The organism is Haliscomenobacter sp., from assembly GCF_041740695.1.
GTDB lineage: Bacteria > Bacteroidota > Bacteroidia > Chitinophagales > Saprospiraceae > Haliscomenobacter.
On record NZ_JBGSLK010000119.1, the window covers coordinates 1 to 17474 of the forward strand.

General features: G+C 47.0%; 13 protein-coding genes. 10 read left to right on the forward strand and 3 right to left on the reverse strand.

Features of this window, described 5'->3' with window-relative positions; translation table 11 throughout:
• Positions 1–468: 468 nt before the first annotated feature.
• Positions 469–3165, forward strand: a complete 2697-nt coding sequence (locus tag ACEW9O_RS24370) for an outer membrane beta-barrel family protein (RefSeq protein ID WP_373552831.1) — start codon at positions 469–471, stop codon at positions 3163–3165.
• Positions 3166–3271: 106 nt separating this feature from the next.
• Here ACEW9O_RS24370 and purB read toward each other — a convergent pair whose 3' ends face one another.
• The gene (purB, locus tag ACEW9O_RS24375; protein ID WP_373552832.1) at positions 3272–4603 is read right to left on the reverse strand and encodes an adenylosuccinate lyase; all 1332 of its coding nucleotides are present in this window, start codon (positions 4601–4603) and stop codon (positions 3272–3274) included.
• A 102-nt stretch (positions 4604–4705) separates the two neighbouring features.
• Entirely contained in the window at positions 4706–5815 is a 1110-nt protein-coding gene (locus ACEW9O_RS24380; RefSeq protein ID WP_373552833.1) for an AAA family ATPase, read from the reverse strand.
• 157 nt (positions 5816–5972) lie between these two features.
• Between ACEW9O_RS24380 and topA the strand changes: the two genes are divergently transcribed.
• The 7 genes from topA to ACEW9O_RS24415 all read left to right on the forward strand — a co-directional run bounded on the left by topA (position 5973) and on the right by ACEW9O_RS24415 (position 15714).
• Positions 5973–8549, forward strand: coding sequence for a type I DNA topoisomerase (topA, locus tag ACEW9O_RS24385; RefSeq protein WP_373552834.1), 2577 nt, complete (start codon positions 5973–5975; stop codon positions 8547–8549).
• A 136-nt stretch (positions 8550–8685) separates the two neighbouring features.
• Positions 8686–8997: a DUF3467 domain-containing protein gene (locus tag ACEW9O_RS24390; protein WP_373552835.1), complete on the forward strand. Its 312-nt coding sequence runs from the start codon at positions 8686–8688 to the stop codon at positions 8995–8997.
• 100 nt (positions 8998–9097) lie between these two features.
• Positions 9098–9748, forward strand: a complete 651-nt coding sequence (locus ACEW9O_RS24395; protein WP_373552836.1) for an N-acetylmuramoyl-L-alanine amidase — start codon at positions 9098–9100, stop codon at positions 9746–9748.
• A gap of 11 nt (positions 9749–9759) precedes the next feature.
• Positions 9760–11412 carry a helix-hairpin-helix domain-containing protein gene (locus tag ACEW9O_RS24400; protein WP_373552837.1) on the forward strand — a complete coding sequence of 551 codons (1653 nt, stop codon included), beginning with the start codon at positions 9760–9762 and terminating at the stop codon, positions 11410–11412.
• Between the two features lie 87 nt (positions 11413–11499).
• Positions 11500–12015, forward strand: coding sequence for a DUF1573 domain-containing protein (locus ACEW9O_RS24405; RefSeq protein ID WP_373552838.1), 516 nt, complete (start codon positions 11500–11502; stop codon positions 12013–12015).
• A gap of 115 nt (positions 12016–12130) precedes the next feature.
• Complete coding sequence (locus tag ACEW9O_RS24410; RefSeq protein ID WP_373552839.1) at positions 12131–12994, forward strand: UbiA-like polyprenyltransferase; 864 nt, start codon at positions 12131–12133, stop codon at positions 12992–12994.
• Positions 12995–13245: 251 nt separating this feature from the next.
• Positions 13246–15714 (forward strand): tetratricopeptide repeat protein, encoded by a 2469-nt coding sequence (locus ACEW9O_RS24415; RefSeq protein WP_373552840.1) that lies wholly within the window; start codon positions 13246–13248, stop codon positions 15712–15714.
• Positions 15715–15829: 115 nt separating this feature from the next.
• Here ACEW9O_RS24415 and ACEW9O_RS24420 read toward each other — a convergent pair whose 3' ends face one another.
• Positions 15830–16885 carry a hypothetical protein gene (locus tag ACEW9O_RS24420; RefSeq protein ID WP_373552841.1) on the reverse strand — a complete coding sequence of 352 codons (1056 nt, stop codon included), beginning with the start codon at positions 16883–16885 and terminating at the stop codon, positions 15830–15832.
• 161 nt (positions 16886–17046) lie between these two features.
• Between ACEW9O_RS24420 and ACEW9O_RS24425 the strand changes: the two genes are divergently transcribed.
• Both ACEW9O_RS24425 and ACEW9O_RS24430 read left to right on the forward strand, forming a co-directional pair.
• Positions 17047–17262, forward strand: coding sequence for a DUF433 domain-containing protein (locus ACEW9O_RS24425; RefSeq protein WP_373552842.1), 216 nt, complete (start codon positions 17047–17049; stop codon positions 17260–17262).
• Positions 17263–17267: 5 nt separating this feature from the next.
• Positions 17268–17456, forward strand: a complete 189-nt coding sequence (locus tag ACEW9O_RS24430; RefSeq protein ID WP_373552843.1) for a DUF5615 family PIN-like protein — start codon at positions 17268–17270, stop codon at positions 17454–17456.
• Positions 17457–17474: the final 18 nt, after the last annotated feature.

Below are 17474 nucleotides of genomic sequence, written 5' to 3' on the forward strand. Positions count from 1 at the left end.
AATCAACAGCAGTTGATTGATCACAACGTGGCAGCCTTCGACTGTTTTTGGTAGCTCCAACTCAATGTTTTTGATGCCCTAAGATACTTTTTATTTTCATATTTAGCAGCCGCCGAAGGCGGCTGCTAAATAGTTACAAAAAAGTAAAGAAAAAGTTTTTTGATGCCAGAACCGACCAGTTACCCATGAGAGTACAGTGATGGTGACTTGCTTTTCGCTTTTCACTATTCGCTTTTCACTTTTAACGATAACTGATTAATGGGTTTAATTACTGGCTTTATGTGAAGGCGCCTCCCCAATGCTAGGAGTGGGGGAGGCGCATCTTTTTTTGTTAAAGCTTGTTTAAGTTTTTGGAAGAGAATTTTGAATAAATGTATATTTTACAACAAAAATCAAGCGGTCCTTTCGTTTTACTGCAACACTTTAATTCCAATCTTTGTCCTTGAAGCCAATAGACTTAACTTGTACATGAAGTATACCCACTGCTTGCTGCTCTTTTTACTCGTTACCACTGTGTGCGGGATCCACGCTCAAACCCGAATTTTTGGCAAAATCATCGATTCCACGAGCCAAATCCTGCCTCGTGCCACCACCGCCTTGTATGTTGTTCAGGATTCTTCTTTGTTTGGGTATGATTTGAGCGACGATGCCGGATTGATCGAATTATCCGGGGTGAGACCAGGTATTTACCGCTTGCAAATCAGCTACTTGGGCTTTGAGACTTGGGAGCAAATCCTGACGATTGAAAAAGGAACCCGCGAAATCAACCTGGGCGATGTACAACTCAAAACCAGACAAAACCTTCTGCAAACCACCGAAATTACCGCCAATCGGATCCCCATCACTGTACGCGGTGATACCCTGGAATTAAGCGCCAGTCTGGTCAAAGTACAGGCCCATGACGCGGTGGAAGACATGCTCAAAAAAATGCCGGGCATGGAACTTGACCCCGACGGTACCCTGAAAGTCCAGGGCGAAGACATCAAAAAAATCATGGTGGATGGCAAGGAATTTTTTGGCACCGACATCAAAATGGCCCTTAAGATGCTACCGGCTGATGCCGTGGACAAGATCCAAATCATCGATAAAAAATCCGATAAGGCTGAATTTTCCGGGATTGACGATGGGCAACGGGAAAAAATCCTCAACATCAAAACCAAACCCGATCGGCAAAAGGCCAATTTTGGCAAATCAACCCTGGGTGTTGGGCCGCCTCAGCAATTCGATTTGGTAGGTACCTTGAATAAATTTTCTCCCAAACGCCGGCTGACCGGCACCTTATCCGCCAACAACGTCAATCGCAATGGCAACAACGACGTGTCGGAACGGGGGCTTACAGAATCCAAGGCACTGCCTTCGGGCGGGATCAATACCAATGTAAACAGTGGTTTGAACTTCTCCCAGGAATTGCCCCGCAAGTGGCAAATTTATGGCAATTACCGCCTGAATTTGTCGGATCGGAATTTGGATCGGATTGCTAGGGTTGAGCGCTATCTGGCCGACCAAACCATCATCAATCAGGACACCAGTAAAAACGACAACTTCAGCCTCAATCAAAACCTGAACCTGACCTTTGAATCCAACCGCCGCGATACCATGTGGGGTTTTCGACTGGTGGGAGGTATGTCCATGCGCAATGGGAACAACGTTTATGATTACCAATCCCTCGCTAGTGATCTATTGACGGGCCCCCGTAATACCAGCCAACGGAACAATCGGGGTGAAAACGAAAGCCTGGGCGGCAACCTTGAATTCACGTTTCGCAAACGTTTGGGTAAAAAAGGCCGCAACCTGAACCTCGATCTCGATTGGGATACCAACGACAATCAAAACTTTTCCACCAATCAATCGCGCAACTTCTTTTTTGCCACCGCTACGGCGTCTGAACGTGAAGTACTGATCCATCAGGAACGCAATACGGGCAATGATACCGAAAACTGGAGCGCACAAATTTCTTTTTCGGAACCCTTGAGCAAACGTTTTTCACTACACGCCACCTACAATTACCGCTCATCAGTCAACAACGACAAACGCCTCGTGTCGGATGTACAGGATGCAGGGCAGTTGCTGATCAATGATCAACAAAGCAATCATTTGTTGAGTGATGTATTTCGCAATCATACTACTTTAGGGATTCAAGCGGATTACAAAAAACTGGACTTTGGTGGCCGCGTGCGTTGGGAAAATACTTTCCTACGAGGCGGCCTGTTTTTGCAGGAAGCAGCGGTCAATCAGCAATACGATTATTTATTGCCCTCCTTTAATTTGACCTATCGCCCCAAACAATCCAAAACCCTGAGCATCAACCTGGATCAAAGCTTGAATTTGCCGAGCATCCGGCAATTGCAACCCGTCCAGGAAGTCACCGATGCATTGCGTTATTACATCGGGAACCCTACACTGACGCCGGAGTTGCGCTACAATGGCTCCTTGCGCTACAACTTATTCGATTCCAAAAAAGGGACCACTTTTCTCTTTAGTTTGAATGGTACTTTGACCACCGATAAAATCCAGACCGTTCAGGAAATAGATGAACAATTAGTGACCAAATCCACGCCTCAAAACGTGAGCAACGACTATTCTACCAGTAGTAACATCTACTACGTGTTTCCTGTGAAAGCTTGGGGCATTCGTTTCAGCGTGGGAACGGATCATGGTTTTGGACGTAATTTGACATTCATCAACCGTTTGCAAAATACCACTTACTCCCGGCGGCATGGCGGCAATTTGTCCATTACCAACCAGAAGCAAAAGAAATGGGAATGGTCGATCAGCAGCAGAATGAACTTTACGGCCAATACTTATTCCAGCAATGCGGATTTGAACCGCAATTTTTTACAAAGCACCTTCGGTTCTTACTTCCGCCGACCTTTCGCCAAAGAAAAATATAGCATTGAGTCGCAGTTCAATTACATTGTTTACAGTGGCTTAGGCGATGGTTTTCAACGCAGTTTGCCGATATGGAATGCCTCCTTTAGCGCGTATGTATTGGAAGGTAAAAAAGGGCAATTACGCCTTTCTGCCTATGATTTGCTGGGCCGCAATCAGGGGGTCAGCCGGAATGCTCAATTGAATACCTTAGTGGATGAGCAGGTGAATGCGCTGTCGCGCTATGTGATGTTGAGTTTTTCGTACTTGGTACGGAATGGGGGGAAGAAAAAATAAACTGAGGTGTCACTTTGGTGTCTATGGTTTCTTAGGTGGTGAAATAAGGTTTTTCTTTTTTACCACCTAAGAAACCATAGACACCTTAGAATCACCTAAGCAGGTTTTACCTACCAGTATAGTTCCACGGCGTAATGTTGAGCAACTCAGATTTAATGGCCTGACTCACTTCCAAGGTATCAATAAACGCATGAATGTCCTCTGCGCTAATCTTGGCTTTGCCCCTCGTGAGTGCTTTCAGCGCTTCGTAAGGCTCTGGATACGCTTCACGGCGCAAGATGGTTTGAATGGCTTCGGCCACCACCATCCAGTTGTCCTCCAAATCCTGGCGCAGTTGGGCTTCATTGAGCAGCAATTTGCTCAAACCCTTGCGGAGGGATTGAAACGCAATCAGCGTATGAGCAAAAGGCACCCCGAGGTTGCGGAGTACGGTGCTGTCTGTCAAATCACGTTGTAGGCGGGAAATCGGCAATTTTTCGGCCAAATGGGCGAAAATGGCATTGGCTAAGCCCAGGTTACCCTCCGCATTTTCAAAATCAATAGGGTTCACCTTATGCGGCATGGCAGATGAGCCCACCTCACCCGCAACTACCCTTTGTTTGAAATACTCCATCGAGATGTAAGTCCAAATATCCCGGCATAGGTCAATCAGGATGGTGTTGATGCGCATGAGTGCCTGACACTGGGCAGCGAGGTTGTCGTAGTGCTCAATTTGGGTAGTCGGTTCAGAGCGCTCCAGGCCCAGATTATCGTGCAAAAAAGCCCAGGCGAATTGTTGCCAGTCGATGTCGGGATAAGCCACGTAATGGGCGTTGAAATTGCCAGTTGCACCACCAAACTTGGCACTGTGTGGAACTGCTTTCAACAATTCCAATTGCTGATCCAAACGGGCCACAAAAACCTGGATTTCTTTGCCCAAACGGGTAGGGGAGGCTGGTTGACCGTGCGTGCGGGCCAGCATGGCGATGTCCGCCCAGGTTTTGGCCATCGTCGCCAGCTCATTGCGTACTTTTTCCAAACCGGGGTAGTATTCCTGCTCCAAGGCATGCCGGGTGGATAGGGGAATCGCCGTATTGTTGACGTCCTGGGAAGTCAAGCCAAAGTGGATGAATTCCTTGTAGCGTTGCAAGCCGAACTGGTCAAATTTTTCTTTCAAAAAATACTCCACCGCTTTTACATCATGGTTGGTTACACGTTCGATGTCTTTGATGCGCTGGGCGTCTTCCAGGGTCATTTGATTGCTGATGCGAATCAAATCAGCCAATTTTTCTTCAGGAAAACTGGCCAACTGGGGCAATGGATAGCGCACCAGCGCAATAAAATATTCCACTTCCACCAATACACGGTAACGAATCAGCGCGTATTCGGAGAAATAATTGCTCAGGGCTGCAGTTTTATCGGCGTAGCGGCCGTCGATGGGAGAGATTGCGGTTAGCACGATTTTGAAATTAAGAGTGATGAGTGATGAATGATGAATTGGAGTCTGAGTAATGTTTTAATGCTGGATTAGAATCCCGTTAAATTCATCACTCATCATTCATCACTCATCATTTTTAAGTAGTTTATCAATGTCTACGTGTTCGTGGAATAATTCAACGGCACGTTTGGTTTTCCAGGGAGTACGGTTGTTGATTTTGACTTCGATGCGGGTGATTTTTACCACCGAACCGTAAGTGTCTAGGGTAGTGGTGATGACCGGGATTTTGTGTTTGGAAAAATACGGATGGTTCAAATCCGCTAAATCCAACCAACGGTGGTGCCGACCATCACTGGTCACAATAACGCCAGACAAGGGGGAAGTTTTTAAATTTTTCATCCTGGCCACCGATTCCACTTTTTCAATGACCTGATTGAGCCGGATGGTACTGGTGACCAATAGCAGGTTCTCGAATTTGTGGAACTCATCCACATCCACCAACGAACCCGCAATGATGTCTTCCACCTTATTGTTCATGCAGTCTTCATTCATCAGGATTTTGCCATCCACCGCTTTGCGGATCATTTCCATGATCGGGAGTGACAAAGACTGTTCGTAAGGCAAGAGCCCTAGAAGGGGATAACCCATTTGATCGAGCTTGCGTTGGAGGTAAAACCGCGTTTCTTCCATCTTTTCCGGCCTGACCTTGTTGACGATCACGCCCACAATGGGTACATTTTCTTCTCGAAACAATGCGGTACACATATTCAGCATATCGATGGTGCTGCCAATTCCGCCTTCCACTACCATGATGACCCCGGCGTCGAGGATTTTGGCTACTCTGGCGTTGCTCAAGTTGACAATACTGCCTACTCCGGGGTGCCCGGTGCCCTCATACACTACAATATCGTATTGCTCACTTAAAACTTTTTTGGCTGCCAGGAGTTTTTCTTCAAAGTGATACTGATCCGGCTGATCCAAAAAAGCTTTGGTTACCCCCCGACCAATGATTACTGGGCTGTGCAAATCAGGAATAATTTCGAATCCAGTCACTTCTGAGAACAATACTGCATCTTTATCGGCAGTAATTCCGTTAATGGTTACGTGCTGCTGTCCCACTGGTTTACAATACCCAGTTTTGTAGCCTTTTTCAATGAAATTGGCCACCAAACCCAGCGTAGTTGTGGTTTTGCCCACATGTTGACTGGTTGCGGCTACATATATGTTTTTCATTCTTTTTCGTTTCAAAAGCGCAAAGATAAAAAACAGTTGGGGCAATCCCTTGTGCTTGCCCAGTATAAAGTGTGAATTGTGAAGGTGTAGGTTTTATCATAAAATTTATACTTTTGTCCCGTCGAAAAGGGAACCTGGTTATTTAAAACGAAAGAATATGTCGAAGAACTTGCTCATTGTAGAGTCGCCAGCAAAGGCCAAAACCATCGAAAAGTACCTCGGAAAGGACTTTGCGGTGCGTTCGAGCTATGGCCACGTGCGAGACCTTGACAAGGGCAATCAGGCGGTGGATGTAAAGGATGGTTTTCGGCCTAAATACACCATTTCTCCAGAGAAGCACAAGGTAGTCAAAGAGTTAAAAGATTGGGTCAAGAAGGTCGACGAGGTATGGCTAGCAACGGACGAAGACCGGGAAGGAGAAGCAATTTCCTGGCATTTGTGTGAAGTGTTGGGTTTGGATCCCAAGTCGACCAAACGCATCGTCTTTCGCGAAATCACCAAACCTGCCATTGAAAATGCGGTAAAGCAGCCCCGTACCGTTGATTTGAATCTGGTCAACGCTCAGCAAGCTCGGCGGGTATTGGATCGTTTGGTCGGGTTTGAATTGTCTGAAATTCTGTGGAAAAAAGTAAAAGGTAAACTTTCAGCAGGTCGGGTTCAATCCGTAGCCGTGAAGTTGGTCGTGGAAAAAGAACGAGAGATCAACAACTTCAAATCGGAACCCTACTTCAAAATTGACGCCTTATTTAATGTAAAAAACGAGCAAGGCCGTACAGTAAGCCTCAAAGCTGAAGGTCCGGATCGCCTCAAAACAGAAGGAGATGCCGAAACTTTCCTCAAAAAATGCATCGGCGCCGATTACAAAATTCGCAGTATTGAGGTCAAACCCCTCAAACGCCGCCCTACTGCGCCGTTTACCACGTCTACCTTGCAGCAGGAAGCTAGCCGCAAGTTGGGTTTTTCGGTAAACCGCACCATGGTTACTGCGCAAAAGTTATACGAAGCGGGTTTTATCACTTATATGCGTACGGATTCGATTAATTTGAGCGAATCGGCCATTGCATCGATTGCACAGGAGATCGAAAAACAATTTGGCAAACAGTACGTAGAAATCCGCAGGTTCAAAAACAAAAATGCCAACGCCCAGGAGGCACACGAAGCAATTCGGCCAACTTATATTGAAAACCAGGTCATTCCCGGAGATCGCGACGAAAAGCGCCTCTACGAATTGATCTGGAAACGCACCATCGCCTCCCAAATGGCCGAGGCCGAGCTGGAAAAAACCGTAGTTGACATTGGTATTTCTACTCAGCTTGACGCAAGATTGCAGGCAGAGGGTGAGGTATTGAAGTTTGACGGTTTTTTAAAGGTCTACCTCGAATCCAATGACGATGACGATGACGAGGAAGAGCACGGTGTATTGCCTCCCTTGAAAGTAGGACAGTTGCTGCCCCTCAATTTTATGACCGCTACTGAGCGCTTTACCCGCTCCGCCGCTCGTTATACCGAAGCTGGCTTGGTGAAAAAACTGGAAGAGTTGGGCATTGGTCGCCCTTCCACCTACGCACCAACCATCAGCAAAATTATGGAAGAAGGCCGGGGTTACGTGGTGAAAGAAAACCGCGACGGCACTCCACGCCCTTACCGGGAATTGACGCTGAAGGATGCCCAAATCAGCAAAAAGGAATTGTCGGAAATGACGGGTGTGATCAAAGGGCGTTTGTTTCCTACCGACATGGGCACCACGGTGAGTGACTTTTTGGATCAACATTTCGATAAAATCATGGACTACAAGTTCACAGCGGAAATCGAAAAGTTGTTTGACGACATTGCTGCAGGCACTCGGGAGTGGACCAAAATGCTGGAAACCTTTTACTGGCCCTTCCATGAAGTGGTGGAAGAAACCATGGCCAATGCCGATCGCCCCACCCGCGAAAGAATCCTGGGCAAAGAGGAAGGTACTGGCTATTCCGTACTCACCCGCATGACTCGCTTGGGCCCTGTGGTCCAAATTGGAACTCCAGAAGAGCTGATTCCCGGCGAAAAACCTCGCTACGCCAACCTCAAACCAGGACAATCCATCGACACCATCGAAATGGAAGAGGCCATGAAGTTGTTTGAATTGCCCAAAATTTTGGGTGATTACAAAGGGTTGGAAGTAGCAGTGGGCACCGGCCGTTATGGTCCTTATGTGCGTTTTGGGGAAAAATTCATTTCCATTCCCAAAGGTGAAGACCCACTGAGTGTAATCATGGAACGCGCAATGGAGTTGATTTTGGAAAAAGAAAAAATTGACGCCCCCGTTGCAACTTATAAAGGATTTCCGGTTACGAAAGGTACTGGTCGTTTTGGTCCTTTCATCAAATGGAACGACATCTTTATCAACGTCCCCAAGAAGTATAATCTCGATACCTTGACGCCCGAAGAGATGCACGAACTCATCGAAGCCAAAATGGAAAAAGAAGCCAATCGCTTCATCCAAAACTGGCCCGATGAAAAAGTGAGCATCGAAAATGGCCGTTGGGGGCCTTTCATTCGTTTTAAGAAAGACATGTTGAAATTGCCACGCCTCGATGGTAAAAAAATGGAGGCTGAAGATGCAGCATTGCTTTCACTGGAAGAAGTGAAAAAAATCATTGAAGAACAAGTTCCCGATGCTTTTGCGAAAAAAGCACCTGTCAAAAAGGCTGCTGCGAAAAAAGCGCCAGCGAAGGGAGCGAAAGCTAAAAAATAGTTTAGAAGGTTGAGGGAGGTTGAGGAAGGTTTAGGCTACCGCGAGCAACTTGGACAAGGTCATTGTCAAAACGCTTGCGGTAGCCTAAACCTTCCTCAACCTCCTCAACCTCCCTCAACTTTCAAAAACATCCGCGATGGACGATAAAAACAATCCAAACCAGATCAACATCGAGTTGCCTGAAGATATCGCCGAAGGGACCTACTCCAATCTGGCCATTATTTCGCATTCCCATTCGGAATTTGTCGTAGATTTTGTGCGGCTGGTACCCAATGTGCCCAAAGCTAAAGTGAAAGCGCGCATCATCTTGACTCCGGACCATGCCAAACGCCTGATGCGTGCCCTTGCAGACAACGTCAAACGTTATGAAGCCCAATTTGGAGCGATTGATGAGCAAGAGCAACCAGCGTTCCCGTTGAACTTCAGTACACCTAAGGCGCAAGCCTAAAAACAAACAAGGTCTCAAAGTTCCAACCGGCACCTCGACTACGCTCGGTGACCAGTTGGAACTTTGGAACGCTGGAACTTTGGAACCCTAAAAAAAAACCATGTTTCCCAACACCATCATTTTTATTGACGCCGGCCACGGCGGGCTCAATCGCGCTGGAGAATACACTACTGCGCCTTCCAAGATGTTTCGCCACGCCAAAGGGACTTTCCATCAAGGAAGTACCTTCTACGAAGGGGTATGGAACCGGGTGCTGACCAATCAGGTAATGCGGAAACTGGACCGCTTGGGCATTACTTACATGCCTTTGCACCACGACTATCTGGACAATTCCCTGCAACACCGGGTGGACATGGCCAACTGGTATGGCCGGAAATTCCAACGTAGTCTGGTTATCTCCACCCATGCGAATGCTTTTGCCAGCCATACCGCACGAGGGTTCGAAATTTATACCTCTCCGGGTACGACCGAATCCGACAAAGTAGCCTCCATTCACTGGAACAATGTCAATTCCTTGCGCACTTTGTACGCCAAAGGCACGTCGATCACCATGCGTACCACCCCAAGTGGCAGCGAACACGACAATGAGGCCAACTTTTACATCCTGCGCAAAACCAGTATGCCCGCCATTTTGGTCGAGCACCTCTTTTTTGACAACTATGAAGATGCCATGTTGTTGATGGACGACAACATCATCGACCTCTTTGCCGAAGCCCAGGTTCGCACCATCATCGAGTATTTCACTGTCTAAAACACCCGGCCATGTCCAACAAGGAAATTGCCAAAGTTTTTCAATTCCTTGGCGACATCATGGAATTGCACGGCGAAAACCCTTTCAAAATTCGCTCCTACCAAAATGCTTACCTGACCCTGCGCAAGCTGGAGCGGCCACTCACCGAAATGGAGTCAGCTGAAATCAGCGCCATCAAAGGCGTTGGGACAGCCATTGCAGAAAAAATCCGCGAATTGTTGGATACTGGCAAAATGAATACGCTTCAGCAATACCTGGACAAAACCCCGGAGGGTGTCCAGGAGATGTTGCACATTAAGGGTTTTGGGCCTAAAAAAATCAAGGTCATTTGGGCGGAGTTGGGCATCGAAACCATCGGAGAGTTGTTGTATGCCGTCAATGAAAACCGCTTGCTGGAGCTGAAAGGCTTTGGGGAAAAGACCCAGAATGAATTGCGGCAACAATTGCAATATTTCCTCAAAACACGCCATCAGTTTCATTTCGCTACACTGGAAAAAGAGGGGCTCCAAATTCTGGAAGGATTGCAACAAGCCCTGCCGGGGGTGAAAATGGAATTTACCGGGGCTTTTCGGCGTTGCGCCAATGTGCTGGAATCCATTGACGTATTGCTGGGTACAAAAGCTGAACTAGGGGACGTTTTGGTGAAAATTGGCCTGCAAAACGTTCAATCTCAAGCAGACCATTCCAGTGCTTTGTCGACCAATGAATATCCAGTGCGAATTTTTCAATGTGCAGCAACAGAGTTCGGATCCAAACAATTCAAATATTCGGCTGCTCCCAATTTTATGCAGGCCTTTTTGGAAAAATACCCCGATCAGGATTTCCGGGATTTGGCTGATGAAACGGAGATTTTTGCCAAAGTCAATCAAACCTTTCTTCCCGCCGAATTGCGCGAAGAGGCCTGGGGTTTGTCCCGCGAGATTCCAACCTTGGTGGAAGTTGCAGACATTAAAGGTGTTGTACATACCCACTCGACTTACAGCGATGGGATCAATACCCTGCGCGAAATGGCGGAGTGCAGCAAACAGCAGGGTTATGAATACCTGGTGATGAGTGATCACTCCAAATCTGCCTTTTATGCCAATGGCATGCAACCCGAACGGGTGCTCAGTCAAATGGCCGAAATAGATGCCCTCAATCAGGAGTTGGCCCCTTTCCGTATTTTCAAGGGCATTGAAAGTGACATCCTGAACGACGGCTCGCTGGATTATCCTGAGGCTATTTTATCCAAATTTGAAGTCATCATTGCTTCCGTGCATTCCAACTTGCGCATGGATGAAGTCAAAGCTACACAACGAATAATCAAAGCAGTTGAAAATCCGTACACCCGTATCCTGGGCCATCCCACCGGGCGTTTGTTGCTTTCCCGGCAAGGCTATCCCCTGGATCACCAAAAAGTAATCAATGCTTGTGCTGCCAATGGAGTAGCGATTGAACTGAATGCGAGCCCGTATCGACTGGACTTGGACTGGACTTGGATTCCTTATGCCTTGGATAAAGGAGTGCTCATTTCCATCAATCCCGATGCACATAGTCGACAAGGTATTCACGACATTCACTACGGGGTATTGTCGGCCCGAAAAGGTGCACTGAGCGCTGCTCAATGCCTGAATGCAAAGGGTGTTAACGACTTTGTAATGTGGATCAATTCGCATGTACGATAGCTAAATTTCGCTACATTTGTGCGCGAAAAGGTAAATGGTTAAACCTTTTTAGCAGTTCTTTAGTTTTTCATCATAAAATTCACAAAAATGTTGCAGGCTATTCAAAAAGCAAGCATGATTTTGTTGCTGTCAGCGACCGTTTTCGCCTGTCAGAACAATGATAAGAAAATTCGCGAAGAAGCTCAAGCTGCGGTATCTGAGGGTGTACAACCCATCGAAGCTACAGCAGAACAACCACAGAGCCCCCAGGTTCCATCAGGCCCAGTGACTTCGATCGAGTTCCTCGGTGGTGACCGCCACAATTTTGGCAAAATCAAATCGGATGCCAAAGCACGCCACGTATTCAAATTCAGAAACACGGGTAAAGAACCATTGATCATTGCCGATGCGAAAGCTTCTTGTGGTTGTACCACACCAAGTTGGCCCAAAGAACCCATCGCTCCAGGTAAAGTTGGCGAATTGGTAGTTGTATTTGATTCTGCCGGCAAATTTGGTGGTCAAAGCAAACGTGTAACCATCGTAGCCAATACCAATCCACCAGAAACTTACTGCTACATGGAAGGTGAGGTGGAAGAAGATCCTGCTGCGGCGAAACAACAATAATTTTAGTTTAGAAGGTTGAGGGAGGTTGAGGCTACCGCGAGCGTTTTTGACTAGAATCTTGTCTAAGTCGCTCGCGGTAGCCTCAACCTTCCTCAACCTTCCCTCAACCTTATCCATGCAGTCCTACTTTTCCCTGATCAAATTCAGCCATACTATTTTTGCAATGCCCTTTGCTTTGCTGGGTTTTACCTTGGGTACCTTGCAATCGGGAGCGGGATTCAGCTGGAGAACCTTGGGATTGGTCGTGTTGTGTATGATTTTTGCGCGCAGCGCAGCCATGGCTTTTAACCGGTATCTGGATCGGGACATTGATGGGTTGAATCCGCGCACCAAGGTTCGGGAGATTCCGGCAGGGGTGATTTCTCCCCGAGCAGCTTTGTTCTTTGTGATTGCCACTGCGCTCCTGTTTATGGCCTGCGCCTGGTTGATCAATCCACTCTGTTTTTACCTTTCTCCTGTCGCGCTCCTCGTTGTTTTGGGGTATAGCTATACCAAGAGATTTACTTATCTGTGCCATTTTGTACTGGGTTTGGGCCTGGCGCTGGCTCCGATTGGTGCGTATTTGGCAACAGGTGGTGGCTTTGACCTGATACCATTATTGTATTCTTTTGCGGTCTTGTTTTGGGTTTCGGGTTTTGACATCATCTATGCCTTGCAAGATGAAGAGTTTGATCGCACCCAACAACTCAACTCGATTCCTGTCGTTTTGGGGCGCAAAGGTGCCTTACGCCTATCGGAAATATTACACCTGCTTAGTGCCTCAATGATTCTTTTAGCCTGTTGGCAACAAGGCTTGCAATACGAGCCATTCCGTTGGTTGCATTGGTTGGCTGCGGGGATATTTTTGAGCATGTTGATTTATCAACACACCTTGGTAAAACCTAATGATTTGAGTAAAGTGAACCTGGCTTTTTTTACAACCAACGGCATTGCCAGTCTCATTTTCGGTGCTTTGGTTATTTTTGATGTGCTATTTTAGAAAAAATTGGTGCTTTTTTTCTCCTAACACCATCTACTCACCTCTTTTTTATACTATTTATTTCAAATTTTTACGTTTTAACTAGCAGTATTTTCCTTTTTGTAATATTTTTACCTGTTAAGGGCGAGGTACCTAAAGCCCGTGCCCTTAGTGCTTGTTTGATTTTTTAGGACGTAGGCGAAAATGAGTCGTTTACAGCCCAAATAAAAAATTAAACTAGCTCCTACTTTTCCACAGCAAATCCCTTTGGTATGAGACCACACAATCTGAAAGCTTGTTTTTTCTTCCTTTTTCTACTGGCTATGGCCAGCCTGCAAGCCCAAACTACTTTTCGTGGTTTGATGCGCAAGGCAGACCAATTGTATGAAACCAATGCATTTGCCCCAGCTGTCGATGTGTATCGGCAGGCTTTAGAAAAAGACGCCACCGATCCCGATGCCTTGGGAAAATTGGCAGAGTGTTATCGTTTGCTCAATCGGCTGGATGAAGCGGAGGCCACTTACCTCAAACTCATCCGTGGCCGCAAGTATCAAGATCGCCAGTTGCTCTTGTACGCACATTCTTTAAAAGGTTTGGGGCGTTATGACGAAGCGAAGGTATACTACCAGAGCTACGCCAAAGTCAATCCTACCGTAGGCAACCAATACGCACAAAGTTGCGATTTTGCCAAAACCAATCTGAACATCCCCACTGCCTACACGGTAAGTAGCGAGCGGATCAACAGCACGAGTTCGGATTTTGGTCCTGCGTTCATGAATGACCAATTGATTTTTACCTCTTTGCGCACGGAAGGCCAAATCTTTAGCTCGACCAAAAGCTCCTTGTATTCGTCTGGTATGGGCTCCGATGGCTCTTTACAATCGGCCATTGTGGTACGCCCTGGCATCAGTGATTTTAGCATTGGCCCGGCTAGTTTCTCTTCCGATGGGCGTAGTGCTGCAACGACCAAAAACAACTTTACGCCGGGTGTAAGACAAATTCCGGGCACTGGCCTGGATTTGAGCATCATCCTGGCCGATGTCAACTTCAATGGCTCCTGGTACAACGAACGGACTTTCCCGAACAATGATACCAAAGGCAAAACGGGTTTCCCTTGCCTCACCCCTGATGGCAACGCGCTATTTTTTGCCAGTGATCGCGATGGTGGCTTTGGGGGCTGGGACTTGTACATTTCCTACAAAGAGGTAAACAACTGGACCAAACCCATCAACCTGGGCCCTGCGGTGAACACCCCTGGCGATGAGATTACTCCTTATTTTGATGGGGTGAATTTGTATTTCGCTTCGGATTACCACCTGGGGTTTGGTGGTTTCGACGTATTCATTGCGGAACAGGGCGAAGGCCGTTGGTTAAAATCGACCAACCTGGGCCAACCCGTCAACTCTTCGGCTGATGACTATGGTATGATTCTGGATTCCTACCGCAACTTTGGTTATATGGTGTCCAACCGCGGTGGCGGCGTAGGTATGGAAGACATCTACCGGGTGTCTAAAGGCGGATCCAACGTAGGTGTGAACCCTGGAACCAATCCAGGAACTAATCCTGGAACTGGTAACCCCAATACGGGCACAGGCAGAACCCGCATCAAGGTATTCAGTGGCTCGGATGGTATGGCGCTACCCAATGCCTCGGTTGACCTGACCAATTGTATGCGCGGCTCCAGCAACTACATCCTGCTGACCGACGCGCAAGGTTACATCGATTTGCCTGTGGGTGCTGGAACGGAGTGTGAAGTAATCATACGTGCCGACGGCTACATGCAATTGCGCGGGGCTTTGTCGGCTTATTTTTCGCCCAACCGCGACATCGAAATCCCGCTGACCAAAGCTGGTGAAGAGTACTACGGCCGGGTGGTGAACAGCAATACCCGCGAGTTTGTGCCCAATGTACAAATCGCTGCCCGCAATACCTATACGGGCAACATCACCCGGACTTCCTCGGATTATTCGGGCAACTATGTACTGAGCCTTTCGAGAAACACTCCTTATACCATTACCTACACGGTTCAGAACTTCAATGAAGAAACCCGCAGCATCAATGTACTCAATGGTACGGATCGGACTGTCCTGGGCGTATTGAACATGGTACCACTGGGCAACGGCGGCTGGAATCCCAACCCTGGAACTGGTAATACCGGAAATACTGGGAACACAGGCAATATAGGCAACACTGGAGGCCAACTGGAACGCGCTGGTTTTGCGATCCAGGTATCCGCAGTCACTGGCCAACCTGACTTGTCGAAATTCAGCAATTTGCGCAGCATCGCCAGCGTTTATGCCAAAAATGAAGGTGGAAAGAATAAAATCAAGGTGGGTAATTTCCCTACCCGGGAAGAGGCACAACGCCAGTTGGACAACGTGAAGCGGATGGGCTATACGGGTGCCTTTATTGTAACCGATGATGGGGTGTCATTGGGTGGTGCAGTTGCCCCACCAATTACTACCAATCCTCCGGTAACGAACCCTCCGCTTACGAATACAGGAGGCCGGTTCATGATCCAGTTGGGGGCTTACCGCGACCTGCGCAGTTTTAACGGAAGCAAACTGGCTGGTATGGGCACCATCATGGATCGTCCACGCCAGGATTTGACCATTAAATTGTTGTGCTGCTATAGTTCAGCGGCTGAGGCATTTAATGCGCTGACTCGGGTGCAACAGGCTGGATTCAGTGGTGCTTTTGTGGTGGAAGATTTGAATGGACAATTGGTGAGGGCGAAGTGATTTGCACAACATCAAGTTAATAAAAAAGGGCATTTTGCTGGAATTCTTGGATTCTGCAAAATGCCCTTTTGTGTTGGGGGTCATATGCGCTAGACTAAGATTAGCGCATTTCTATTTATTCCTCCTTGTAATCATTCAAGGTGATTAATGCTTCAATTTCTTCGATAGTCATGCCCACTATAACTGCGATTTCAGGCGGGCTCATTTTGGCAAGTTGGTGCAAATTGAGGATGGTTTTTTGAAGTTTTTGACGCTCTTCTTCTGCCCGTTGTAAGGCAGCCTGTAACAAAAGCCGTTCTTCTTCTGCTTTCTGACGTTCCTGGGCCAATTTGGCCTCATTTTTCTTCTGCTCTTCTGCCAACAATTGCGCAGGGTTATAGCCAAATGCCCTTTCGTAAAAACCCGCAGCAAAATCCTTTGTTCCTTGGCTAATGATCATTTTTGCTTCGTTTGGAAAGACTAATGAAAATTGAGATTGTAGAAATTCGTTCTCCAGTTTTTTCGGTAAATGCACAAAATCTCGTACAAAGATAAGCAATTTGACGTTTCGGTCAAGATTGAGGGTGCCTTGGGTACGCAATAGGTCGAATAATTTGGTTTTTAATTCAAGGCGCAAAACGGGGTTATTTCGACTGCGATAAGCATATTGCGCTGCCAACATGGCCACGGCAAAAGGATTATCGATTGCCTGAATCAGTGCGGACTCGTCCAATTGAATGGCCACTATGCTGTTGAATTGGTACACTAGGCTGGTCCCAAAAACCTGTTTGACATATTGCAATTGATTTGGTGCGGGTTTCGCTCCAGTGAACACCGCCACAGCTGTGATGCTTTCTATATCGTAACGCAAACCAATCAACGCACGGTAGTTGTACATCCTTAGGGCAAAATCAGGCTCAGGTTTGTGTTGAAATTCTCCATGCACAAATACATAATGGTCAGCTCCCACTTTTAGCGCTACTTTGACCAACTTATCGGTTTTTTTCTTTTTCCCGCGCACTTTGAATCGCCCGCGCATGGCATTGATCAGTTCTTGCTCCAAAAACGTATAACCCTTTTCCCAATCGATCGCGGCATACAAGTCGGGATTGGCAAACGCGATAAAATCAGGGAAAAAATCGCTGATGAAATCTTTGAGTAAAGCGTCGTAGTCAATGGGTTTTCTGCGCATGATGCGTAATTTGGAGGGCAAGATAGCGGCAGGGAGAATATTAGACACGGCACTTTGAGCGGATTTTGACTAGGGCAAATTTTGGGGATTGGGGGGAGGTGTGGTAATTGTTTATGTTGCTATGTTTCACAATAATGCCTAAGTTTGTAAAAAAAGCAACTATGCTTGAGCGCATCACAATAAATCCTGAACAGTGCGGTGGTAAACCGTGTATCCGAGGCATGCGTATTCGAGTTACGGATGTACTCGAATTGCTTGCCAATGGCCTTACCCAAGAACAAGTCGTTGATGAATTAGAAATTGAATTAGAGGATGTACAAGCTTGTTTGCACTACGCGGTAATCAAACTGAATCACCCGGTGTTGATAGCTGCCTAAGTACTATGGATTGCATTATTCTTGATGCTCAGCTTCCTCCGTCTCTTGCGCTATGGGTCACGGATAATTTTAAGATTATCTGCTATAGCCTCAAACACTTGAACCTACGCGAAGCTACTGATGAAGAGATTTTTACTGAATGTAGATTACGCAATGCAGCTATCATTACTAAAGATATCGACTTTATTATTTGAGAAAACTGTCAATAAAAA